Origin of the sequence: Salibacterium lacus (genome assembly GCF_042684865.1) — a bacterium.
GTDB classification, from domain to species: Bacteria; Bacillota; Bacilli; order Bacillales; family Marinococcaceae; genus Salibacterium; species Salibacterium lacus.
In genome coordinates this window covers 325,488-349,082 of record NZ_JBHUML010000002.1, presented here as the reverse complement: position 1 = coordinate 349,082, position 23,595 = coordinate 325,488, and the positions used below count along the sequence as shown (strand labels likewise).

The following is a 23,595-nucleotide window of genomic DNA, read 5'->3' as shown; positions in this document are numbered from 1 at the left end:
CTTGAAGGTTTCGAAATGATTCTTAATAAATGTGCTCCCGGTCCAGTTGAAACCCTTCAAGTTTTTCTTTAATCCGGGCAAGGAAGCGTCCGCAGATCAAACCGTCAAGAATGCGGTGGTCGAGGGAAAGACAGAGATTGACCATGCTTCGGATGGCTACCATATCATCCTGAACAACGACAGGTTTTTTGATGATGGATTCAATCGACAGGATGGCAGCCTGAGGGTGGTTTACAATCGGCATGGACTGCACCGATCCAAATGACCCCGTATTGTTTATTGTAAACGTGCCTTCCTGCATCTCCTCTTGTTTCAATTGGCCGAGCCGCGCTTTTTTGGCCAGGGAGTGTACTTCTTTTCCAAGTCCCTTGATGCTCTTTTCGTCCGCATTTTTAATGACCGGAACGTACAGGGAATCTTCCGCCGCAACGGCAATGGAAATGTTAATGTCTTTTTTATGAATGATTTTGTCGCCGCCCCAAACCGAATTCACTTCCGGAAACTCTTTGAGAGCTTCCACGATCGCTTTCATGAAAAAGGGCATAAATGTAAGAGAAAAACCCTCTTTTTCTTTGAATTCATCTTTAATACGATCCCGGTAAGCGACAATGTTGGAAACATCAACTTCCACCATCGTCCATCCATGCGGAATTTCTTCTTTACTTTTAACCATGTTGGAAGCAATTGCTTTTCTCATTTGAGTAAGAGGAATTTCTTTATCTTCGGACAATGCTTCCATTTCTTCAGGTGGTTTTGTTTTATACGTCGGATAACGGGCAGGATCTTCTTTTGGCTTCTCCGGCTCTGGAGCTGGAGCTGGACCAGCAGCTATGTGTTTTTCTACATCTTTGCGGGTGATACGGCCTTCACGGCCTGACCCTTTCAGCTGGGTCAAATCAATGCCGTTCTCCTGTGCCAGCCGCATGACAGCCGGAGAATACCGGGTTTTCATCGGTTCTTCCGTGCTTTCTTCTGCTTGTTTGGGTTCGGACTCTCCGGAAGCTTCCTGCTGCTCCTCGTTCTCTGTATTTGTACCTTTATCTGCCGTTTGGATATAACAGATCAAGTCTCCCACCTGAACTGTTTCATCTTCACCCGCCACAAGCTCCTCAATGATGCCTGCGAACGAGGAGGGTACTTCTGCATTCACTTTATCTGTTGTCACATCTGCAATAGGGTCATACTTATCAACCCGGTCACCAGGTTGAACGAGCCACCTCGTAATAGTTCCTTCTGTTACACTTTCCCCGAGCTGGGGCATTTTAATTTGTTCAGACATGTGCCTCTCCTCCTAAAACTCCGCTAAATCCCGGATAGCTGCTTCCACTTTCTCCGGGTTCATCATAAAGTGCTTTTCCAACGGCGGAGCGTAAGGCATGGACGGTACATCGGGACCTGCCAGACGCTGCACCGGCGCATCCAGGTCAAACAGGCAGTGTTCACCAATGACAGCGGCCACTTCACCCATCAGACTTCCTTCTTTATTATCTTCTGTTACGAGCAGTACTTTTCCGGTTTTGGAAGCAGCTTCGATAACCGCTTCCCGGTCAAGCGGGTACACGGTGCGGAGGTCAAGAATGTGGGTGGAAATCCCTTCCTCTTCCAACTTTTCCGCTGCCTGCAGGGAAAACTGAAGACAGAGCCCGTAACTGATTACTGTTACATCGCTTCCTTCTTTTTTTACATCGGCTTTACCGATTGGCAGCGTATAGTCCTCTTCCGGCACCTCTCCTTTAATTAAACGGTAGGCCCGTTTGTGTTCAAAAAACAGAACCGGATCCGGGTCCCGGACTGCCGCTTTCAGCAGTCCTTTAACGTCATACGGCGTGGAAGGCATAACGATTTTAAGCCCCGGTACATGATTAAACAATGACTCCAGTGACTGCGAGTGATACAACGCGCCGTGTACGCCCCCGCCGTAAGGAGCCCGCACGGTGATTGGAGAGCTCCAGTCGTTGTTGGAACGATAACGTGTTTTTGCTGCTTCAGAAATAATCTGATTGACAGCCGGCAGCATGAAATCCGCAAACTGCATCTCAGCGATTGGCTTCATGCCATACATGGCCGCGCCGATACCGACACCTGCAATCGCAGATTCCGCCAGCGGTGTATCAATAACCCTTTCTTCCCCGAATGTTTCAAAAAGACCTTTTGTTGCCCCGAAAACACCGCCTCGGGCACCAACGTCCTCTCCGAGCACAAATACTTTTTCATCTCTTATCATTTCTTCGCGCATGGCTGCTGTTACAGCTTCAATATAGGTCATCACTGCCATGTACGCTCACCGTCCTGTTCTGCGTATACATAATCAAACAAACTCTCCGGATTGCCGTAAGGGGCCTCTTCCGCCCGGTCTGTCGCCTCGTCCACTTTATGCTTGATACGTTCCAGCATATCCTGTTCTGCGGCGTCTGTTAACACGCCATTTTCTTTCAGATAGGCAGAAAAAGTATGGACAGCGTCTTCTTTTTTCGCCTGCTCGATTTCTTCCTTCGAGCGGTAAAAGCTGTCGTCATCATCACTCGAGTGCGGAGTGAGACGATAAGTAAGGGTTTCGATGAGTGTCGGCCCCTCCCCGTTTCTGGCACGGTCCGCCGCCTGTTTCACCGCTTCATAGACGGCAAGCGGATCATTACCGTCCACCGTCACACCGGGCATACCATATCCTGCGGCCCGATCTGAAACGTATTCACTGCCGGACTGTTTCTCCATCGGCACAGAAATCGCATATTTATTGTTTTCACAGAAAAAAATGACCGGTAAGTTATGTATCCCTGCGAAATTGGCTCCTTCGTGGAAATCTCCCTGACTGGCCGATCCTTCTCCAAAACTTACCATCGTAACAAAATCTTTTTTTTCCATCTTGGCAGCGAGACCGAATCCGGCGGCATGCGGGAGCTGGGTTGTTACCGGCGAGGAGCCGCTGACAATCCTGTTTTCTTTTTGTCCAAAATGGCCGGGCATCTGCCTGCCGCCTGAGTTGGGATCCGGACCTTTGGCAAATCCCTGCATCATAATATCCACGGGCGTCATGCCGAAATGAAGCACCAATCCAAGATCCCGGTAATAGGGAAGGATATAATCTTTTTCGGTTTCAAGTGCCATCGCAGCACCCACCTGGGCTCCTTCCTGTCCCTGGCACGAAACGACAAAAGGAATTTTACCGGCTCTGTTTAAGAGCCACATCCTTTCGTCAATTTTTCTCGCAAGAAGCATCGTTTCATACATGGAAAGCACCTGGTTCTTTGATAAACCAAGTCTTTCATATGTTGGTGAGGACATATGAACTACCTCCTGTTTTCTTTGATTAAAAATGTATGGCTTTGTTTTCCACAGCAAGTGCTGCTTCGCCGAATATTTCCGAAAGAGACGGATGGGGGTGTATCGTTTCAGTCAGTTCTGTATTCGCCGCATCCACCAGCATAGCAAGAGAAGCTTCGGATATTAACTCTGTTACACCACTGCCGATCATATGAACACCGAGAAGGTCATCATTGTCTCCATTGACGACAAATTTAACAAATCCATCCGTATGCCCGTGCACAACGGCGCGTCCCAATGCCTGAAACGGTACACGTGAAACGTTTACGGAATCATATTTGTTCTCCGCTTGTTCCTGGGTCCATCCAATGGAAGCTGTTTCCGGGCGGCTGTATGTGCATCTTGGAACCCGTGCAGGATCCAGCGGTTCGGGCGTGCGCATAAGCATATGATCCACCGCGTTGATTCCTTCTTTGGATGCTGTATGGGCAAGCATGCCTCCCCGGACGTCGCCGACGGCATATATGTGTGTTTCTTTCGTCCGTCCTGTGCCGTCTGTCACGACAACCCCATTTTCCGTCTCGATGTCCGTGTTTTCAATCCCGATATCTTCTATGTTTGCGCGCCGGCCAATACATAATAACGTTTTTTCGGCAGTGAGTTCGAACTGCCGGCCATTTTGTTCTGCGTGCAGTGTGACCGAATCTGCATCCGAGTGTTTCTTTTCCAGCACATGGCTGTCCGTATAAATATGAACCCCTCTGTTTTTCAGGGTCTTTTCCATTTCCTTCGCTACGTCCTGGTCTTCGTTCGGGAGCAGCCGGGATGTATTCTCCATCACCGTCACTTCTACACCGAAGTCTGACATCATGGAAGCAAACTCAACACCGATCACGCCCCCACCGACAATAATTATGGAAGCCGGAAGTTTATGAAGCTGAAGGGCATGGTCAGAAGTCAGAATAGTTGTTCCATCGGCTTCCAAACCGGGGAGCTGTCTGGGCCTGGAACCTGTGGCAATCATAACATGTTTCGGCAGCAGCATGGCATTTTCCTGCTCGTCATTCATTTCCACCGATATCGTCCCTGCTCTCGGCGAAAAAATGGAAGGTCCCAATATACGTCCGGTTCCTCTATAAATATCGATGCTGTCTTTGTTCATCAGACTTTTAACACCCCGGTGCAGCTGTTCGACTACACTGTCTTTCCGGCTCTGGACCTTGTCGAATTCAAGGGTGACATCAGAAGTGGAAATGCCGTACTGCGCACTTTCCTGCATTTCCCTGTACATTTCTGCACTTTTGAGCAGGGTTTTGCTTGGAATACATCCCTGATGCAGACAGGTTCCTCCCTCCCGATCCTTCTCAACAACAGCCGTTTTCAAGCCTTCCTTTGCTGCTTTGACGGCCGCTGTATAACCACCTGTACCAGCTCCTATAATGACCAGGTCATATTCTTTGGGCAAATTGGGTCCTCCTCTATTTTTACATGTATCTACGTAAAAACTGTAGCATATTTAGCGAGAGTTCTTCCAGCAATCCGGGAAAACATCTTCATCAATGCTTCATTTTAACATTTTATGTTTCTTTCATGTACAGGTATTTAAAACTTGCACCGCCGCTGTTCATCCCTTACAATAAATTTGAAAACAAGGTGGGTGTCTCCACCATAGGCATCCTGCCCTTTTAAGGAAGCGCCACCTGAATTCAAACAAGGAGAATGCCCATGCGCATCATTGCTTTGCTTATACTCGTTATACCAGGTTTTTTATCCGTGCTCGGTATAAAATTGATGAGAGATACATTGTTTCAGATTCAGCAGCCCCCGTTCCCATTTCTATGGCTGCAGTTCACCGCCGGTGCCCTGCTTCTTGTATTTGGTATCTGGTTTATTTCCGGCTTTGTGCTGCACCGGGACCGTAAAAGAAATAAACCAGGCATCCGCCGCAGAGCGGGATCAAAATAGCCCGGTATTCTTCATTTTTTTCTACCGGCCTGATCCAACGAGGCGAGCAGCGGAAAACGAGAGATAACACGGTGGAAGGAAATATATTCTGAAAGTACCGTAAGAAGAACATAGACCATAACAATGGACAGCTGAGTCCAAAGAGGAAGTATTAGGACGGCTGTCCAGGCAAGCACCGCCCCTGCCGCCGCTGCTCCGTTGTCCCCAAGAAGAGTGCGTTCTGTCCCTTCCAGCACGGCCCACGCTGCAATTCCGATAAATCCCACCCCTGCGGCAGTAAGCGGCATTGTAAAGCTTCCGCCTGTGAACAACAGATACAACGCCCCATGACAGGCTGACCATTTCCATACCCGGAGCGGTCTTGTATCAAGCAGATTACAAACATGGGGAGAAAGAACAAACAGCATGAAAGCAGCCATCATCTCAATCGGGGATTCCCCGGTAAAAACTGCTGCCACAACAGCTGCTGCTAATGTTATAACTATTTTCATAATACCGGTAGTAGGCTTTTTTTTATGCTTGAAGAATCGAACATGCCCCCGGATTCCTTTTGGATACACTTCCCCCTTTCTATCATCGAGCCAGCCCGCTGCACCTACAGCAGCAGTGTACATAAGAAATACCCCGGCCTCCGGCGTCCGCTCATACATCACCACATACATCCATATGAACAAAAAAAGAAAAGCACCAGCTGAAAAAGGAATTGTTTTTCCACGGTAATTTTTAACGTTCCATTGCTTCCAATGGAACAACCGGGAGACCGCTGTCGAGTATAGAACTATTATCGAGGAGAAGAGGGCGAGCGTCCGTATTTCCTCAAACAACGTTCCACCTCCAGCCACTGCCTTCCCCGGTGTAAAAAGCCGTTAAGACCTATGCCCTTTCCCTGATGAAGGAAAGGAGCCTCTACCTCCTGAATCAACAATCCTGTCTCATGTGCATGAAGATTCATCATCGTTTCCAACCCAAAACGCTCGGCCTGAAGGTGTTGAAACAGATCGAGATGTTTCCGGAAAAAAGCCCGCTGTCCGGACAATGGCATGTTCAGGGAAAGGCCGCACCGTTCTTTCAGGACATACTGCACCCTTTTTTTCAGCATGCCCATTCCTCTTTGTTTCTGCGAGTGAGCTGTTCCAATCACCAAATCGGCTGTTCCGAGGTACAAAGGCTCAAGCAGCGCCATGCCGTACACCGCACTTTCCCTCAGGTCTGCGTCCAATGTGACGATCACATCTCCTCTGGCTGCCATCCATCCCGCTTTTGCCGCTGCGGTTTTTCCGTGATTTTTTATAAACGATATGGCAGTGTCGCATGTATGTTCCAGAACCCGCCCGGTCCGGTCCCTGCTGCCGTCGTTGACGCCGATAATTTCACCGGCCCATCCCCCCTGCCGGACAGCATGAATCGTTTTGCGAATGTGTTGTTCTTCGTTAAAAGCAGGTATAATGACACTGACATTCATGACTTTGAACTTCCTCCTTCCACTCGGCGGAACGCTGCTTTTCCCTTGATGGGAAAGCGATACCGGCTTCTCCATTTTTCATTTATCTTCCACCACTTATCATACCGGCTCCTTCCCGCATGGTGGATCCCTTTTAGATCAATGAAACGGCTCCCGGCAAGCATACGCATTAACAAAGAAGAGCCCATCCCTTTTCTTCCTTTGCAACAGTACTCTTCCATATCACGATGTCCTCCCACCATGTAAATTCTCGAGGCCCCTTCCTTTAAGGCAAATGCAGCAGCGGCGTCTTCGCTTAATCCAATGAACCGGATCGTCTCCGCCTCCAGATTACAGCGGTTGATCTGATCAAAACCAGGCGTCTTTCCCCGCGGTCCCTGATGCACAAAAAGACGCGCGCCGCACTGCAGAGACTCCCTGCTGACAGAATCCATGTCCCCAATTATATAATCAGGGCAGAGCCCGATTTCCCTCATGCCATCAGCCGCTCCGTCCACCGCAATCCGGCACATATCTGCCGGCAGGATATTTTTTTTAGCATATTCGAGATCTTTCATATAATCCGCCCCCCGGATCACAATACATACGTCTCTGCCGGAAAGGGAACTGCCACTTCCCCAATCATGCCAATGCTCCAGGAATGAAGTCAGTTCGTTTTGGGCGCAGGCGAGGCTGTTCTCGATGAAAGATGCCAGTAAATGTTCCCGTTTTGCTTCCGCTTGTCTCTGAAGATCCACCAGCCGTTTTCCCGTATAACGCGTAAGAACCGCCATTTCCAAAAACCTGCCGCTGTACGGGAGAAACAGTCTGTTTTCGATGATTTCGATGTCTCTCTCATGAAGACACGGACCGACTCCTTTTGTCTGTATATCAAAAACGGGAATATTGCCCTCCAGCAGACGCTGCACGCCATCCTGGGGGATACTGCCGCTCATGGATGCTTTCATATTCAGTACTGCCCCAGCTTTGGCATGTATTAAACTGTCCGCCGCGGAAGCATCAATATCTTCATGGGATAGAACAGCAATATCTCCCGGGGTTATCGTCTTCACAAGCTGTTTGGTCCGTTCATGATACTTCGCTCTTCCTGTCCATTTATCCACCTTTTTCGCCTCCTTCTTCTAGTATGGACATAAAACAGGACCGAACATGCATAAAAGCGGGAGAAAGATGCCACGTTAGACACAACGGACACGAGAAGGAGGGAAAACATTGTTTCAGTACATGGAATCCAGACACGGTTTTGACATGTATGTCAGTTCCTATAATGGAGAACATTACACGATTCAATATAATCCGGAAAAAGAGCGGATTGAACAGATGAGACCAATCAATGACAGACTGGCTGCTTTGTTCCAGACCTATATCCAGGATTAAGATAAAATAAATACAATAAAACCACAAAAACCCCTTCTATTCACCGGTAATCAGTAAATAGAAGGGGTTTTACAATGTGAATTCAGAGTGCCGTTCAACTCACCATATGCTCAAGCCGTAATTTGTCAGCCACCATCGCAATAAACTCACTGTTGGTGGGTTTGGCTTTGGAGACGTTGACGGTGTAACCGAACATCCGGGAAATGGAGTCCACATTGCCGCGGCTCCATGCTACCTCAATCGCATGTCGGATGGCGCGCTCCACTCTGCTTGACGTGGTGTCGTATTTTTTGGCAATATCCGGATACAGCACTTTCGTAATGGAACCGAGCAGATCAATGTCATTATAGACCATAGTAATCGCTTCGCGCAGATACATGTACCCTTTAATATGGGCAGGAACGCCAATTTCATGAATAATGTTCGTAATGCTCTGGCTTAAATTGAGCGTGCTCGGTTTTTCCTGTGTTTCCCTGATAACACTGCTGTTCGGTACAAAAGAAGACATCTGCTCCTGACTGACTTCCCTGATATTGGAGATCAAGGTTTCCATATCAAAAGGCTTGAGTACGTAATAAGAGGCACCAAGGTTCACTGCCTTTTTCGTCACTTCTTCCTGACCAAAGGCCGTCAGCATAATAATTTTAGGCATGGGAGCCGAAGCCGTATACAACTTCTCAAGAACAGCAAGACCGTCGAGATGAGGCATAATAATATCAAGGACGAGCACATCCGGACTGGAGTCCTCTACGATTTTCAGACACTCCTGGCCATTGTACGCGTATCCTGTCACTTCCATGTCTGTTTGAGCGCCGATGTACTCATTCAGCAGGCCGACCAATTCTCTGTTATCGTCAGCCACACACACTTTAATGTTACTACTCACTGGCTGTACCTCCTCATTTTTAATTACAAGGTTTCACTCTCAGTAATGTATTTCAACAACAATACCGATAACCCTTCATTTTTTTCAAATTTCTTTAAAAAAATTGATTAGAAAGTGTTATCTCCTTTTTTCTTTCATTTGCGACTTTATTCGACGTTTGACATAAATTGCAGGGTGTTTTTGTCGAATAATCTTTATATGTTCAGAATACCATACTTTTCAATACTTAAAAATCAGCTTGGGAAGGATGAAATACGCATAAAAAAAAGCGGGGTCGTCAGCCCGCCTCTTTTTATCATGCAGCTTTATTGCGCTTCTCCTGAAATGTATCTATTCCCGCTTCTTCGAGCATCCATTCGATGTGGCACGCATAACCGGAAGAGGAGTCATTTACAAACACATGAGTGACAGCCCCGGCGATTTTGCCTTCCTGAATGATAGGACTGCCGCTCATTCCCTGAATGATCCCTCCTGTTTTTTCCATCAGTTCCTCGTCCTTGACTTTGATAACCATACCCTTTGAAGCTGCTTTCATCTGCGGCATGGACTGCACAATTTCGATATCAAAAGCCTCCACTTTGTCCCCTTCCAACACAGTCAATATCTGTGCGGGACCGGTTTTTACTTCATCGGCAAACGCTACCGGCATAGGCGCGCGATGATCGATTTTATCCGGGCTTAAGGTGCCGAACACGCCAAATGACGTATTTTTTGTTACGGTGCCAAGCGGTTCCTCTTCGGAAAGTGACGCCTGTTTTTCACCCGGTTTTCCGTCACTTCCCCGTTCAATGGAAGTTACGTTTGATTTCATAACAGCTCCGTTATCGACCGAAATGGGTTTATTGGTATCAGCGTCAGCTATGACATGTCCCAAAGCACCGAATTTACCATCTTCCGGTTCATAAAAACTTAACGTGCCGATTCCTGAAGCAGCGTTTCGGATATAGGCACCCATCACCCTTCCGTTCTTTCCTTCATGCAGAGGAATGTTTCTTTCAATAGTTCCCTCTTCCCGTTTCACTTTCACTTTGATTTTGTTTTCGTCTTTGCTTTCCACCATTCTGACAACATCCTCGAGATGCTGCACTCTTTCTCCATCGATTTCAATAATTTGATCGCCGGCTTTTAATCCGGCTTCTTCTGCCGGCGAAAAACGTTTTTCATTAGACGAAATATTATGAAAACCTATAATCATTACTCCCTTGGACTGCAGCTTCACCCCGATGGAATGACCGCCGGGTATTACTTGCAGCTCGGGAATTTTATTTATCTTCGTCCGTTTCGCGGGCAGGCTGCCTGCCTGTACGGCTGCCGAAGATGGAGTTATATCTGTAACGTTCCACTCCTCGCCGTTCATCTTTCCTGTATTTTCTATATAATCAGCCGCTTTTTCAAATGTTGTAATATGATTTGGTATTTTTAAATAAGACTGCACCGAATCGTTCATGAGCAGCCCTGCAAACAGAGCCAATAAAAAAAGTCCTGCCGCTCTTCTCCCCCAATCCATATCGTTATCCTCCTCATCCCCGCTTTTGTTGTTCTGCAGTAGTTCTAATGTTGCCTCTTTGAACTTGATTTATAAGGAGGATAAACAAAAAAGCCGACCAAAAAAGGTGGGCTTTTCATGAATTGGTTTTGATTTTTTCCGCCATTGACAGCAGTTCATTGGCATTGTCTCTTGTCAATTCGGTCACTTCCACTCCGGAAATCATCCTGGCAATTTCATCCGTTTTCTGCAGGTCTTCAAGTGGTTTTATATTTGTTGTTACACGGTCCTTCTGCTCCTGCTTTTCGATATACAAATTCGTATCCGCCATAGCGGCGACCTGAGGAAGATGGGAGATGCACAACACCTGCGCACCAGTCGATACGTTGTATATTTTTTCAGCGATGGCCTGGGCGACGCGTCCGCTCACACCCGTATCCACTTCATCAAAAATGATGCTCATTACATTTTGATATCCGGACAGTATGGTTTTTAAAGCGAGCATAATTCTGGACAATTCCCCGCCTGAAGCTGTTTTGGACAGAGGCTTCAATGGCTCACCGGTATTGGCCGCCATCAAAAATTCCACGTTATCCTGGCCGTTTTCATTAAAAACAGAAACACCCTGCTCCCATTCATAAGATACACCGCTGGAAGCTGGTGTAACGCGCACCTGCATATCCGCGTTTTCCATAAACAGATCCTGAAGCTGCTGTTTCACGTCTTCTGCCAGCTTTTCTCCTGCTTGCTTTCTCAAATCGGTGAGTGTATCAGCTTCAACCTGCAGATCAAGCGCAGTTTCATGCATTTCTTTTTCCATTTCCCCTAGCTTTTCTTCTTTATTGGACAACGACTCGATTTCTTCTTCAAGTCTTGATGCAAAAGCAAGAATGTCGGTGACACTGTCACCGTATTTACGTTTCAGCTTTTTCAGCTCTTCAAGTCTGGCTTCAATTTCATTCAGCCGCTCGGGATCAAATGAAATGGCATCCATTTTTTCCCGGAGAGAAAACGTAGCTTCCTCCAGCGTATAATACGTTGTCTGTAATGATTCAAGAATCGGCTGCATGTCATCATCAATCGACGCTGCTTCTTCGGCGTGGGTGACGGCAAGTCCTGCCCAGTCCATACCTCTGCCCTCACCGTAAAGACTTTCGTAGGCGTGGCCAAGCTGAGTATAGAGCTTTTCTCCGTTGGAGAGCATGTACTTTTCTTTTTCAAGTTCATCATCTTCACCTGGAACCAGCTCCGCTTTTTCGATTTCATCAAGTTGATACCGAATAAAATCCAGCCGGTTGGCCGTTTCCTGATCATTTTCCTGCCATTTTTTCCAGTCGTTTTTCAGCTTTGTGAATCTGCGGTACCTTTGGAGATAATCATTATATGTATCACTGATTTTTTTTCCGGCATAACGATCCAGAACAGAAAGATGTTTTTCCGGCTGCATCAGATCCTGGTGCTCGTGCTGTCCGTGGATATCAACCAAAGACTGCCCGACCTGCCTGAGGACGGCAAGCGTCACCAGTTTTCCATTTATTCTGCAGATGCTTTTGCCTTTATTTGTGATGTCTCTGCGCAGAATGAGCATGTCTTCTTCCATTTCAATACCGGTTTGTTCCAGTACTTCCCGCGCAGGATGCGAAGAATTAACATGAAACAGTCCTTCCATTTCGGCTCTTTCCTCTCCGTGGCGCACATAATCCACAGATCCCCGTCCGCCGATCAGCAGACCGATGGCATCAATAATAATGGATTTACCGGCACCTGTTTCTCCGGTAAGGACCGTCAGCCCGTCCGTAAATCGAACGGTTAATTCTTCAATGATGGCGAAATTTTTTATCGTGACCTCTTCGAGCATGACAGCACCTCGATCCAAATGAGATTAAAGCATATCCAAAAACCGGTCGATCATTTCGCTCGTCTGATCTTTTTCCCTGCAGATAATCAAAATCGTGTCATCTCCGCAGATGGTTCCCATGATTTCCTCCCAGTCCAGGTTGTCTATGAGAGCAGCTACAGCATTGGCATTGCCGGGAAGAGTTTTCATCACAATCAGATTTTCGGTTTGATCGATACCGATAAAGCTGTCGATCATGGCTCTTTTCAGCTTCTGAAGCGGATTGAAACGTTGATCCGCCGGCAGGCTGTACTTATACCGTCCGTCGGCAGTCGGCACTTTCACAAGGTGCAGTTCCTTGATATCCCGTGAAATGGTTGCCTGCGTAACATTGTAACCGCCTCTTTTCAGCCGGTCGACCAGTTCATCCTGGGTTTCAATATCGTATTCGGAAATGAATTCCCTGATTTTAATATGTCGTTGCCCTTTGTTCATTATAAAATCCCCGCCTGTCCATTTTTAATATGCAGGTTTATCATAACCAATTTTTTATATTTATACAATAACATGATTAAAAATTAATACTAAAAATGGACAGAAACATAAACTCACTGAGCGTAGGAGGTATGAGCCTGCTCTACTATACGGGGTATATCCCGGGTTGCATGAGTTTGTGGAAGGTTACGGGGGTGCCACTCCAGATACAGCAGATACTCAATATTGCCGTCTCCGCCTGTTACCGGTGAATAATCAAGCGATACAGGATGAAAGCCCTCTGCTTCTGCACATGTTGTAATGTCATGCAGCACGTTCTTGTGAACGGCGGGATCCCGGACAATGCCCTTTTTTCCAACCTGCTCTCTCCCGGCTTCAAACTGAGGCTTAACGAGAAGACTCAGCCTGCTGTCTTCAGCAAGGATGGAAGAAAGCGGAGGAAGAAGGTGTTTCAGGGAGATGAAGGATACATCAGCAGCCGCGCGGTCCGGGCGCGGCTGAAAGTCATGCGGGTCGGCATACCGGAAATTGTACTTTTCCATGACTTTTACTTTCTCATCATTGCGAATCTTCCAGGCAAGCTGGTTGGTCCCGGAATCCACTGCGTAAACAGAGGAGGCTCCACGCTGCAGCGCGCAGTCCGTAAAACCTCCTGTTGACGCTCCGACATCCAGAAACACTCTGTCTTCCATATCAATCTGGAAGACATCGAGTGCTTTTTCCAGTTTCAGGCCGCCGCGGCTCACGTAGGGCTGGGTACTGCCTTTTAGACGCAGTACTGCTGTCCGGCTCACTTTTGTGCCCGGTTTATCGACCGGTTCCTCGTCAGCGAGCACGATGCCGGCCATCACAGCGCGTTTTGCCTGTTCGCGTGAATCGAGAAACCCCTGTTCCACCAGCAGGGTGTCAATTCTTTCTTTTTTCATGCCTCACGCTCTTTTCTGCTTCTGCGGAAGAAGAGCCCGTACCTTTTTCTGCACTTCTTCGGCAGTCAGTCCAATTTCTTCATAAAGTTCCGGGACACTTCCGTGTTCAATATACCAGTCCGGGACACCCATTCTTTCCACAATCATGCCATGGTGACCATGGTCGTGAACATGTTCAAGCACAGCACTTCCAAAACTTCCTTTCAGTGCTGCTTCTTCAAGTGTGAGCACCGGAATATCCTCTTCATATATCTGTATCAGCATATCGTTATCGAGTGGTTTGGCCGAACATGCATTTACAACCCGGACGGAAATGTTTTCCTCTGCAAGCTGTTCCGCTGCTTTTGAAGCTGCAGGAAGCATCGTTCCAAAGGAAAGAATGACAGCATCTTTTCCTTCCCGCAGCGTCTCCCATCTTCCTATTTCCAGTTGTTTCAGCTCATCATCCATGCTCACACCATACCCGTTACCGCGGGGATAGCGTACTGCAATCGGACCGTCATCCCAGCGGTATGCGGTGTAAATCATATGCTGCAGTTCGTTTTCATCTTTGGGCATCAAAATCTTCATATTCGGGAGGCTTCGAAGGTAAGCAATATCAAATACTCCCTGGTGCGTTTCCCCGTCTGCACCGACAAGGCCGGCCCGGTCGATACCAAAAAATACGTTCAGGTTCTGCCGGCATATGTCATGAACCAGCTGATCATACCCGCGCTGCAAAAACGTGGAATATACAGCGAATACCGGCTTCATGCCCTGCGTTGCAAGTCCGCCCGCCATCGTTACAGCATGTTGTTCGGCGATGCCGACATCAAACATGCGGTCCGGGAATGCTTCCCCGAACTGATCCAGTTTCGTACCTCCCGGCATGGCAGCTGTGAGTGCAACCACTCTTGTGTCCTCGGAGGCAATGCGCTGCAGGGTGCTGCTGAAAACAGCACTGTAAGCAGGAGGTCCGGGCTTTTTAACCACTTCACCTGATTCGATTTTATAAGGTCCGAGCCCGTGCCAGGTCCCTTTGGCGTCATTTTCCGCCGGCCCGTATCCTTTTCCTTTTTTCGTCAGGACGTGAACAATGACAGGACCGTTCGTGTCCCGGGCATACTTAATGTTGGAGTTCAAGTCATCAAAATCATGACCATCCACAGGACCCAGATATGTAAAGCCGAGTTCCTCAAAGAACATACCGGATACTAGAAGGTATTTCAGGCTGTCTTTCAGCCGTTCCGCTGTTGAAGCAAGTCTTCCTCCAAAAGCCGGGATTTTTTTAATGAGGTATTCCAGATCATCTTTTACTTTCTGATACCTTCCCATTGTCCGCAGACGTCCGAGAATGCTGTGGAGAGCTCCAACGTTCGGTGCGATGGACATTTCGTTATCGTTTAATATAATGGTCATGTTCGTCTGCTGATGACCGATATTATTCAATGCCTCAAGCGCCATACCACCGGTAAGCGCCCCGTCACCAATAATCGCCGCCACCTGCTCATCTGTCCCTTTAATGTCTCTGGCCGCGGCCATACCCATCGCCGCCGACAAAGATGTAGAAGCATGACCGGTTTCCCAGATATCGTGAATGCTTTCATTTCGTTTAGGGAAACCGCACAAGCCCTGGTATTTCCGCAGTGTATCAAAATACGGGGCTCTGCCGGTGAGAACCTTATGAACATAGGTCTGGTGACCGACATCCCATACCAGTTTATCTTTCGGGCTTTGATAGAGAGCGTGCAGGGTGAGTGTCAATTCCACAACCCCAAGGTTCGGCCCCAGATGGCCTCCAGTCACAGAGAGCTGCTCAATAAGGAAGTTCCGTATATCCCCGGCCAGTTCCTGCAGTTCACGCCGGCTGCAGTCTTTGATGAATGCCGGGTCCTTTATCGTGTTTACGTCCATCAAGTGAACCCTCACTTTCGGAGTGTTAAGTGTTTTTCATACTTCGTTCTTTCTTTTTAAATATCTTTATTTTTAATTTATCTTCACCAACATAGATGATTTTACCGACCTTGTATACGATAGCCGTTGATTTTGTAATCGCAAACGTCTTGCCGAGAGCTTTACCGCTCACTGTAAGCGCCGCCACCACGGCTGTAAAAATAACGTTAAGAACGAACTGCAGCGTACTGCCGTCCCCGGAACCCGCTGCAAACGTGAGCTGCAGGACAACAGCAGAAGCCGCCGTTCCGCTGACTACCCCGGAAATGTCTCCAACAACATCAGCGCAGAAGTTGGCCACTTTATCAGCATTCCTCGTTACGAGCATGGCATGATAAGCCCCCGGTATTTTTTTGGCAGCCATAGCATGAAATGGTTTCTCTGAGGCAGCTGTAGCTGCCACACCAATCATGTCAAAAAACACGCCGGTCATTATGATGACAAAAACGATTAACATGCCGACGGCCCATCCGACTCCGGACAGAAACGCCGTGGACACCATTGAAAAAATAGCCGCTAACACCAGCGTGATAACGGCAATTAAACCACTCCATCGTATTGAATCTTTCCAAACACTTTTCATTTTCACCTATCACCTGATATTTTTTGACAACCTTGGTTATACTAAAGGTATGTAAAAACCGGATGGTCGGTATGAAGCGTAAACATTGTGTCTTAGGTCCAGTAGGTTTTCCCACCGGTCTGCCGGAACGTCGCCGTTCCGGCGGTTTCCCTTTAAAGACCGGTTGATGGCGTTACCGCACATCAGACTGGATTGCCACTTAGAACACACTGCAATCCACTCCAACCGTCCATTCGGAACAGTCTAGGAGTTTTCCCCGGCAATTCCGTGCCACTCTCTTAGCCTCTTTTGCAGAGCAGGTTTCAGAAAATAGGAAGATAACCGCCGGCCAAGCGTTATTATCTTCCTATCGACCTTCTTCCCCGCTGCTCCACTCAAGGCAGGCTACGCTGCAAGCAAACCTTCCCTTGGCCCGCACTGCAGGTCTTACCTTTTGTAACAAAAGGCCTCCGCGGCGAAAGGGTTCACGCCCACATGCCGTTGTGGATCGCCCTTACGCCTTTACTCCCAGCATCGACCCAAGGCTGGGCGCCTCGAGCCAAAACCAGGAACTTCATCGATGTGCCCTTCAGCGGATTTTTAGGCCCGCCCTCGAGAATGGAGAATCGACTAGAATACTGCACCATCCAGTTTTGTTGACTTTATTATACCATGAAACCAAAAGCAGGCACAAATGATTCTATCAGTGTGCGCGCTCTGCCACATAATCGACAAAATCTTTCAGAAGGGAGGAATAGGAAGAAGATCCCGGAAGAAATGATTTCGCTTTCTCTGCGTGAAAAACGAGTTTTTCTTTTGCCCCGTTCATAGTGAGCAGACTTGGGTACGTGCTTTTGTTGCTTCCTTCATCGCTGCCCGGTGCTTTCCCCATTTCATTTTGGTCTCCTTCTATATCAAGAATATCATCCCTGATCTGAAAAACGAGACCGAGTTCCCTGGAGAACTGCTTCAATTTCTTGATATCTTCTTCCGGAGCATTACCAAGCACGGCCCCTGCTGTAACAGCATAGGTAAGAAGCGCACCTGTTTTATGATCATGAATGTATTCAAGATCTTTTAATTCAAGTGTCTTGTTCTCCCCTTCCAGATCAGCTGCCTGTCCGCCGGTCATTCCTTCAAGACCCGAGCTTTGCGCAAGCTCCATCACCATCCTCACTTTCCGGTTATCATTTATATGTGTAAGTGTGCTGATCATTTCAAAAGCCTTAGACAAAAGACCGTCTCCGGAAAGTACTGCAAAGGCTTCCCCGTATACTTTATGGTTTGTGGGCATGCCGCGCCTGTAATCATCGTCATCCATAGCCGGAAGATCATCATGGATAAGAGAATATGTATGGACCATTTCCACACTGCAGGCTGCCTGATAGTCCTGTTCTTCCACAGAACGAAAAGCAGATACCGCTGCCAGCATTAAAAGCGGACGCACTCTTTTCCCGCCCGCCTGAATGGAATAAGTCATGGCTTCCTTCAGTGTCTGCGGACCTTTCATCGTTTCAATGTAAGAAGGCATCCGCTCATCAATTTCTTTTTTGTGGATATCCATGAATTGTTTTAACTCAGTCAGCGTCACTCTGTTTCCTCCTCGGCGGAAAGAGGCTTTATCTCCCCGTCTTCTTCTACAATGCGGTCCATCTGATTCTCTACTTTCTGCAGCTTTTCATGGCATGTGTTCGACAGAGACATCCCTTCCTGATACATGGTTATCGCCTTTTCAAGAGGAACATCTCCTTCTTCGAGTTTTTCTACGATTTTTTCGAGTTTCTCCATCGCCTGTTCAAACGACATTTCTTCCTGCTGTTCTTCTTCACTCACGTCTACTGCCTCCTTCCCCGTTGTTGTTATTCATTTTGTCCATCAGCGTAACATCTGTTACCTGTTTTACTTCTGCTTCGATTTGTCCGTCACGAAGATACACTGTCATATCATCTCCGCTTTTCAATTGGGAAACAGACGACAAAAGGCTTCCTGTTTCTGTATATGCTACATGATATCCTCTATCCATAATATCAAGAGGATTGAGTATACGCAGTTTCTGAAGAACGTGCTGAAACTGTCCCCGCTTATTCTGCACCACCCGGGCCGCCGCTTTATCTGTACGGGTCTTGAGAGAGGACAGCCTGTCCGTCTCTTTTTCAAGAAGCTGGTGCGGATGCCGGCGGTGGAGCCTTTTTGTCAGAGACTGCAGCGATACTTCCCTGTTTTTTCGGTGGTTCTCAAGACTCTTGTTGATTCTCTCGATTATCCGGTCAAGTTCCTGTTCTTTCTGCTGTAACAGGTGAGAGGGATACCGGAAAGCATAAGACCGGTTCAAACGTTTCAGATGCTCTCTCTTTTGGTTTGTGTCCGCCTGCAGCGCCCGCACCAGTCTTGATTTTAACTGGGACAAATCGGATAACAGATCAGAAAGCACCGGCACGGCAAGCTCTGCCGCCGCTGTCGGTGTAGCAGCCCGCATGTCTGCTGTGAAATCAGCAATGGTGAAGTCTGTTTCATGACCAACCGCCGATACAGCCGGCGTCGACAATGATGCAATCTTCCGCGCTGTTATTTCCTCATTAAAAGCCCACAGTTCTTCGATCGAGCCGCCACCTCTGCCGAACAGTATGACATCAAACATCCCCATCTTCTCTGCCTGATCCATCGCATGTACAATGGAATCAGGAGCTTCCCGGCCCTGGACGAGGACCGGAAAAAGAGTAATGCGCGCGGGCGGAAACCTTCGTTTTAATGTCGTCATGATATCTTTCACCGCTGCTCCCGTCGGGGAAGTGATAACGGCTATCTCTTTCGGAACGGCAGGAAGCGGTTTCTTTCGTTCTTCTGAAAAAAGTCCTTCTTCCTCAAGGCTTTTTTTCAGTTGTTCATATCTGATATAAAGCTGTCCGATTCCATCAGGTTCCATTTCCCGGACATAAAGCTGGTACTGTCCAAATGGTTCATAAACAGAAATGTGCCCCTGGAGCAGTACCTTCATTCCGTTTTCCGGAACAAAATTCAATTTCCGATTGTTTCCTGCAAACATCACCGCTGAGATTTTAGCTTTTTCGTCTTTTAAGGTGAAATACATGTGACCGCGGCTGTGCTTTTTAAAATTGGAAATCTCAGCCCGGAGCCACACCTGCTGCAGATGGTCATTCATTTCAATAGTCTTCTTTATCCGGGTGGTAAGTTGAGAGACCGTCAGCCACTGCTCGTCCAGATTCATCTTTACTGTTCACCTGAAGTATGCTTCTCAGCCGACTGCAGCGTATTGTAAAGGAGCATGGTGATGGTCATCGGTCCGACACCACCCGGAACCGGGGTAATAAAAGATGCTTTTTCTTTCAAATCGTCAAAATCGGCATCTCCGCACAGGTAACCGTCATCTTTTCTATTCATGCCCACGTCAATAACGACGGCCCCTTCTTTAATATAATCCTGTGTAATAAACTCTGCTTTGCCGGCGGCGGCTATGATGATATCAGCTTCTCTGCTGAATTGTTTCAGGTCCGCCGTTCTGGAATGGCAGTATGTAACAGTAGCATGTTCATTTAACAGCATCTGGCCGATGGGTTTTCCGACGATGTTGCTGCGCCCGATAACCACAGCATGCTTTCCTTCAACCGAAATGTTTTTGTAATGCAGCATCTGCATGATGCCGTAAGGAGTACAGGGAAGAAAAGCATCCTGGCCTGTCATCATACGTCCTATGTTGACCGGGTGGAAACCATCGACATCCTTTTCCGGTGAGATGGTTTCAATCACCTTTTTCTCCGAGATATGCTCCGGGAGCGGAAGCTGTACGAGAATGCCGTGAATATCGGGATTATTGTTATACTCCTGTACTTTGTTTAAAAGTGTCTCTTCCGGAACATCATCAGCCATTTCTGTCAGTTCAGAATATATCCCTGCTTCGGCAGAAGCTTTTTCCTTTCCCCTTACATAAGATCTGGATGCTGGATTATCACCGACAAGAATCACTGCCAGACCCGGTACGACAGTGTCAGCGAGGGACTGGACTTTATCCTTAATCCGGCTGCGGAGATCGGCCGCCACTTCTTTACCACTTATTAATTCTGCTGTCATGGGTGTTCCTCCTTCATGATTCGTAGCTTTTCAAAATGCTTGATAACACACCGTTTACGAATTTCCCTGATTCTTCTCCACCGAAAGCCTTCGAAATTTCCACAGCTTCATTGACACTGACGTGCAGCGGAATATCGTCCATATACTTCATTTCTTGTACCCCTTCACGAAGCACTGCTCTATCGACATTTCCCACCCGGTCCAGTGTCCAGTTCTCTAGATGCTGCTTAATCGTTTCGTCAATTGCTGTAATATGCTGCAGCGTCCCCTGCAGTACTTCCAGAAGATAATCATCAGCTGTCTCATCGTCCTCAAGGGTATTGTCCAGTGCCTGCTCCCACTCTGCGTCTGTGAGGTCTATCTGAAATAACACCTGGACCGCCCTCAGTCTTGCTAAACGTCGATTCATTTCGTTGACTCCTTCTTTTTATCCGTGCCTTCTCATACCTGCTGTTCTGTTTCATGCTGCAGCTCCAGCTGAATACCAAGCACATGCACATTGATGGCTTCAACTGTAATGGAGGTCATAGTCTGAAGCGCCTGTTGAATATTTGTCTGAACTTCAGCAGCCACCTCCGGAACAGAAACGCCGTATTGAAGCTGCAGGGAAATATCAAGTTTTACTCCTTCTTCCAGAAGTTCCACTTTAACGCCTTTCCCGTGATTCTTTCTGCCGAGGCGCTCGGCTACATCTGTTGCAAAGTTACCTCGAAGTGCGTGTACTCCGTCCACTTCCGAAGCTGCAAGGCCGGCGATTACTTCAATCACCTCAGGGGATATTTCAATCTTACCCAGTTCATTTTTTTCCTCTTCAAGATCTATAGTCCGGTATTCACTCACACCATTCACCTCCGGATCTTTTTTCAGCTTCAGAGTAACCTGCTGTTACTGTTGATCCTCCTTGTTTTCATCCCGGTGCTCTTCCTCAGTTTGTGCTTCTTCATTCTTCTGGAGATAATCAAATTTATACTGGCGGAACACCGGGAATTCCGATAAATTATCGGGGATTTGATCATTTTCAAGCAGAATGATTTTTACGATATTTTTGTTACGGGCCATGTGGTATTTGTCCCCGTATTCATTTTCTTTTGTAAATCTCTTTAGGTTGTCGTAATCGTCTTCCTGGATGGAGACGGTATACTGATTGCCGCCTTCTCCATAATTATTTTCAAATCCGACTTCAAATTCAACGATCTGTATTTGATCGTTTTTCATATTTCTCGTCTGTTCCAGCACCGCTTTGGCGCCTTCCGTTAAATCCGCCCATTCCATGAATAATCTCTCCTCATTTTCATTACTGTTCCTGTATAACTCTATCCTTATAAATTATATCATGACGGCGCTGTTTTTTCATTATATCCTCCATTCCCTGTACAAAAAGAAAAACCTGCAGCCATCCACGCGGGGGGATGGAAATGCAGGTTTTTTGATCTTCAATTCTGCGCCGTCTGGTGGCCGATAACCACGTCTTCGGTCCCCAGCTGTTCATGAGCAATCCGGTTCAAATCCGCCGCTTCGGTTTTCGACAGCGATTCTGCCGCAACAACAATCCGGGTATGTTCTTCCCTTGGGATAACAACGGCTTCCGCGTACCCTTCTGCCTGTATTAAGTTTTCCAGCGTGCTCTCGCGGTGCTGCTGTTCCTGAAGTTGTTCTCTTTTTTCGTATGCCTCACTTTTCTCTGCTGCGGAATAATCTTCTGAAGCAATCGTTTCTGTATATTCTTCCCGCAGACGGCTTCTTGATTCATCTCTTTCCATACGGAATTCACTGAAAAGGTTGTCCGTTGTTTCTTCTGAAACCTGCCCCTTCTGGTTGGATTCTTCACCGGCGGCGGGTTCTGTCTCTTCGACGGTTGTTTCCATTTCTTCATCCGAGAGCCATTCAGACAACTCTTCTTCTTCCATCACAGAAGCTGCCTCTTCCTCTCCCTGTCCAACCTCCTGTTCGTTGTCACGGGCTGTTTCTTCTGGTGAGGTAACATAATAAACTGCCAGCACAATCGTTAAGCTGACCATTGTCATCAGCCATACTGTCTGCTTTTTTAATACCATTTTCATTCTCCTTCCATTTGGTCCTCCGGTAAGACAGACACTTTATGAGGTGCAATGTCCAGAACTCTCGTTACGGCTTCGACCACCCATTCCTTTACTTTCAGATCTTCCACTCCGTCAGCAACGACAAGCACCCCTTTTGCTTCAGGTTTCTCTTTATACAAAAGCAGCGGTGTTTCTTCACCGTCCTGCTGTACAATCACCGTCTGTTCTTCTGTTGTTCCTTCTTCCTGAACTCTTGTCCCGCCTTCAGGATCTTCTTCATTTGTCGTGTGCTGATTGAGTGTGCGGTCCTTTTCATACACTTTCTTTTCGGTCCCTTCCAGATTCAGCATAACCGTTGCCTTCTCTACACCGGATATGTTTTCCAGCATGCTTTTCAATCGTTTCTGCATTTCTTTTTCTACTTCCCTTAACCCCGGCCCCGTGGACCCTTCCTCTCTTATTTTCTCTGTCTCTTTTGGTTCCTGCGCCGGTGGTTCCGGCTGTTCTTTTTCATCATGAAAGGCCCCCGCTGCCATGAAAATAATGCCGGCAAGCAAAAGTACACCAAGATATAATGGGAAAGACTTTTTGGAAGAAGCATCCTTCCCCGGCTTAAGCCATTCTTTTAGTTTTTTCACGGGGGTGATGGTTTTGTTATCCGGCACTCTCCCCCTCCTCCGTTATTGAAATCTCCACCTGTTCTTCTGGAATCCCCCAAGTATCGGACAGGTACGTCCGGATTTCATCTATATCCCCGTTCCTATTATCTTGAGATGGATTCTCTTTATCCAGCTCAATACGAACCGGATCCACCACGCTGCTGTCTTCTTCCCCTTTTTCTACTTTACGCAGAGCAACGTGAACGGAAAACGACGCCGCTTTGTTATCCTCCATGGATTCTGCCGATATACTTTCCACCTCCCATCCCCACCTATCCTGGATTTCTTCCTGCGACTCTTGTTGGAGCCGCCGGGACACCTGTTTTGAAATATATGCATCTTGTCCCGATTCTATTTCATTTTTCTGCTGGTTGATTTCTGATTCCATCGACAGCTCTGGAAACGATTCATTCCGCCACTCTCCAAGCGCTTTTTCCAGCTCCTGTTCTGCATCAATGGAAGCCAGGTTCATAAGCGGTTCAATGATCAGAAGCATCAGAATAAAGGATAATACGAGTCTTGCGTATTTTTGAAAGGAGGAAGAAGGCAGCAGCAGTTCAAGCACAAACGCAGCCAGCAGAAAAATAATCAAATGACTCATCCACTCTTGAAAAATTTCCAA

General features: G+C 47.4%; 26 protein-coding genes. 2 read left to right on the top strand and 24 right to left on the bottom strand.

What is annotated here, in order from left to right:
* Positions 1 to 22: 22 nt before the first annotated feature.
* Genes ACFSUB_RS02565 through lpdA form a run of 4 tightly spaced genes read right to left on the bottom strand, consistent with a single transcriptional unit; the run spans position 23 to position 4,726 of the window.
* The gene (locus ACFSUB_RS02565) at positions 23 to 1,279 is read right to left on the bottom strand and encodes a dihydrolipoamide acetyltransferase family protein (RefSeq protein WP_380711615.1); all 1,257 of its coding nucleotides are present in this window, start codon (positions 1,277 to 1,279) and stop codon (positions 23 to 25) included.
* Between the two features lie 12 nt (positions 1,280 to 1,291).
* A complete protein-coding gene (locus ACFSUB_RS02560) occupies positions 1,292 to 2,275 on the bottom strand; it encodes an alpha-ketoacid dehydrogenase subunit beta (protein WP_380711614.1) in 984 nt (327 codons plus the stop codon).
* Complete coding sequence (locus ACFSUB_RS02555) at positions 2,266 to 3,282, bottom strand: thiamine pyrophosphate-dependent dehydrogenase E1 component subunit alpha (protein ID WP_380711613.1); 1,017 nt, start codon at positions 3,280 to 3,282, stop codon at positions 2,266 to 2,268. Before ACFSUB_RS02555 ends, ACFSUB_RS02560 begins: the two co-directional genes overlap by 10 nt.
* 25 nt (positions 3,283 to 3,307) lie before the next feature.
* Positions 3,308 to 4,726, bottom strand: coding sequence for a dihydrolipoyl dehydrogenase (gene lpdA, locus ACFSUB_RS02550; RefSeq protein ID WP_380711611.1), 1,419 nt, complete (start codon positions 4,724 to 4,726; stop codon positions 3,308 to 3,310).
* A 260-nt stretch (positions 4,727 to 4,986) separates the two neighbouring features.
* On the opposite strand from lpdA, the gene ACFSUB_RS02545 reads away from it, so the two are divergent.
* A complete protein-coding gene (locus tag ACFSUB_RS02545) occupies positions 4,987 to 5,226 on the top strand; it encodes a DUF2627 domain-containing protein (protein ID WP_380711610.1) in 240 nt (79 codons plus the stop codon).
* A gap of 11 nt (positions 5,227 to 5,237) precedes the next feature.
* Here ACFSUB_RS02545 and ACFSUB_RS02540 read toward each other — a convergent pair whose 3' ends face one another.
* The 3 genes from ACFSUB_RS02540 to steA form a co-directional block, all read right to left on the bottom strand.
* A complete protein-coding gene (locus ACFSUB_RS02540) occupies positions 5,238 to 5,876 on the bottom strand; it encodes a hypothetical protein (protein WP_380711609.1) in 639 nt (212 codons plus the stop codon).
* A gap of 131 nt (positions 5,877 to 6,007) precedes the next feature.
* Positions 6,008 to 6,688, bottom strand: coding sequence for a glycosyltransferase family 2 protein (locus ACFSUB_RS02535; RefSeq protein WP_380711608.1), 681 nt, complete (start codon positions 6,686 to 6,688; stop codon positions 6,008 to 6,010).
* On the bottom strand, positions 6,685 to 7,791 hold the full coding sequence (gene steA, locus ACFSUB_RS02530; RefSeq protein WP_380711607.1) for a putative cytokinetic ring protein SteA: 1,107 nt from the start codon (positions 7,789 to 7,791) through the stop codon (positions 6,685 to 6,687). Before steA ends, ACFSUB_RS02535 begins: the two co-directional genes overlap by 4 nt.
* A 109-nt stretch (positions 7,792 to 7,900) precedes the next feature.
* On the opposite strand from steA, the gene ACFSUB_RS02525 reads away from it, so the two are divergent.
* On the top strand, positions 7,901 to 8,065 hold the full coding sequence (locus tag ACFSUB_RS02525) for a hypothetical protein (protein ID WP_380711606.1): 165 nt from the start codon (positions 7,901 to 7,903) through the stop codon (positions 8,063 to 8,065).
* A 94-nt stretch (positions 8,066 to 8,159) separates the two neighbouring features.
* Here ACFSUB_RS02525 and spo0A read toward each other — a convergent pair whose 3' ends face one another.
* The 17 genes from spo0A to spoIIIAF all read right to left on the bottom strand — a co-directional run bounded on the left by spo0A (position 8,160) and on the right by spoIIIAF (position 23,595).
* Positions 8,160 to 8,951 carry a sporulation transcription factor Spo0A gene (gene spo0A / locus ACFSUB_RS02520; protein ID WP_380711605.1) on the bottom strand — a complete coding sequence of 264 codons (792 nt, stop codon included), beginning with the start codon at positions 8,949 to 8,951 and terminating at the stop codon, positions 8,160 to 8,162.
* Between the two features lie 295 nt (positions 8,952 to 9,246).
* The gene (gene spoIVB, locus ACFSUB_RS02515; RefSeq protein ID WP_380711604.1) at positions 9,247 to 10,458 is read right to left on the bottom strand and encodes a SpoIVB peptidase; all 1,212 of its coding nucleotides are present in this window, start codon (positions 10,456 to 10,458) and stop codon (positions 9,247 to 9,249) included.
* Between the two features lie 115 nt (positions 10,459 to 10,573).
* On the bottom strand, positions 10,574 to 12,295 hold the full coding sequence (gene recN / locus ACFSUB_RS02510; RefSeq protein ID WP_380711603.1) for a DNA repair protein RecN: 1,722 nt from the start codon (positions 12,293 to 12,295) through the stop codon (positions 10,574 to 10,576).
* 24 nt (positions 12,296 to 12,319) lie between these two features.
* The gene (gene ahrC / locus ACFSUB_RS02505; RefSeq protein WP_090925830.1) at positions 12,320 to 12,769 is read right to left on the bottom strand and encodes a transcriptional regulator AhrC/ArgR; all 450 of its coding nucleotides are present in this window, start codon (positions 12,767 to 12,769) and stop codon (positions 12,320 to 12,322) included.
* A 113-nt stretch (positions 12,770 to 12,882) separates the two neighbouring features.
* Entirely contained in the window at positions 12,883 to 13,695 is an 813-nt protein-coding gene (locus ACFSUB_RS02500; RefSeq protein WP_380711602.1) for a TlyA family RNA methyltransferase, read from the bottom strand.
* Positions 13,696 to 13,698: 3 nt separating this feature from the next.
* Positions 13,699 to 15,588 carry a 1-deoxy-D-xylulose-5-phosphate synthase gene (dxs, locus tag ACFSUB_RS02495; protein WP_380713157.1) on the bottom strand — a complete coding sequence of 630 codons (1,890 nt, stop codon included), beginning with the start codon at positions 15,586 to 15,588 and terminating at the stop codon, positions 13,699 to 13,701.
* 25 nt (positions 15,589 to 15,613) lie between these two features.
* Positions 15,614 to 16,210 (bottom strand): hypothetical protein, encoded by a 597-nt coding sequence (locus ACFSUB_RS02490; RefSeq protein ID WP_380711601.1) that lies wholly within the window; start codon positions 16,208 to 16,210, stop codon positions 15,614 to 15,616.
* Positions 16,211 to 16,892: 682 nt separating this feature from the next.
* Positions 16,893 to 17,780 carry a polyprenyl synthetase family protein gene (locus ACFSUB_RS02485; RefSeq protein WP_380711600.1) on the bottom strand — a complete coding sequence of 296 codons (888 nt, stop codon included), beginning with the start codon at positions 17,778 to 17,780 and terminating at the stop codon, positions 16,893 to 16,895.
* A complete protein-coding gene (locus tag ACFSUB_RS02480) occupies positions 17,777 to 17,995 on the bottom strand; it encodes an exodeoxyribonuclease VII small subunit (protein WP_380713156.1) in 219 nt (72 codons plus the stop codon). Before ACFSUB_RS02480 ends, ACFSUB_RS02485 begins: the two co-directional genes overlap by 4 nt.
* Positions 17,996 to 18,014: 19 nt before the next feature.
* Positions 18,015 to 19,415: an exodeoxyribonuclease VII large subunit gene (gene xseA, locus ACFSUB_RS02475; protein WP_380711599.1), complete on the bottom strand. Its 1,401-nt coding sequence runs from the start codon at positions 19,413 to 19,415 to the stop codon at positions 18,015 to 18,017.
* Between the two features lie 2 nt (positions 19,416 to 19,417).
* A complete protein-coding gene (gene folD / locus ACFSUB_RS02470) occupies positions 19,418 to 20,275 on the bottom strand; it encodes a bifunctional methylenetetrahydrofolate dehydrogenase/methenyltetrahydrofolate cyclohydrolase FolD (protein ID WP_380711598.1) in 858 nt (285 codons plus the stop codon).
* 13 nt (positions 20,276 to 20,288) lie between these two features.
* Positions 20,289 to 20,684, bottom strand: a complete 396-nt coding sequence (gene nusB, locus ACFSUB_RS02465; RefSeq protein ID WP_380711597.1) for a transcription antitermination factor NusB — start codon at positions 20,682 to 20,684, stop codon at positions 20,289 to 20,291.
* Between the two features lie 32 nt (positions 20,685 to 20,716).
* Positions 20,717 to 21,115 (bottom strand): Asp23/Gls24 family envelope stress response protein, encoded by a 399-nt coding sequence (locus ACFSUB_RS02460; protein WP_380711596.1) that lies wholly within the window; start codon positions 21,113 to 21,115, stop codon positions 20,717 to 20,719.
* A 45-nt stretch (positions 21,116 to 21,160) separates the two neighbouring features.
* Complete coding sequence (locus ACFSUB_RS02455; protein WP_380711595.1) at positions 21,161 to 21,547, bottom strand: hypothetical protein; 387 nt, start codon at positions 21,545 to 21,547, stop codon at positions 21,161 to 21,163.
* Positions 21,548 to 21,708: 161 nt separating this feature from the next.
* Positions 21,709 to 22,335 carry a SpoIIIAH-like family protein gene (locus ACFSUB_RS02450; protein ID WP_380711594.1) on the bottom strand — a complete coding sequence of 209 codons (627 nt, stop codon included), beginning with the start codon at positions 22,333 to 22,335 and terminating at the stop codon, positions 21,709 to 21,711.
* Entirely contained in the window at positions 22,332 to 22,979 is a 648-nt protein-coding gene (spoIIIAG, locus tag ACFSUB_RS02445; RefSeq protein ID WP_380711593.1) for a stage III sporulation protein AG, read from the bottom strand. The genes ACFSUB_RS02450 and spoIIIAG overlap by 4 nt, the downstream gene beginning before the upstream one ends.
* A complete protein-coding gene (spoIIIAF, locus tag ACFSUB_RS02440; protein WP_380711592.1) occupies positions 22,969 to 23,595 on the bottom strand; it encodes a stage III sporulation protein AF in 627 nt (208 codons plus the stop codon). Before spoIIIAF ends, spoIIIAG begins: the two co-directional genes overlap by 11 nt.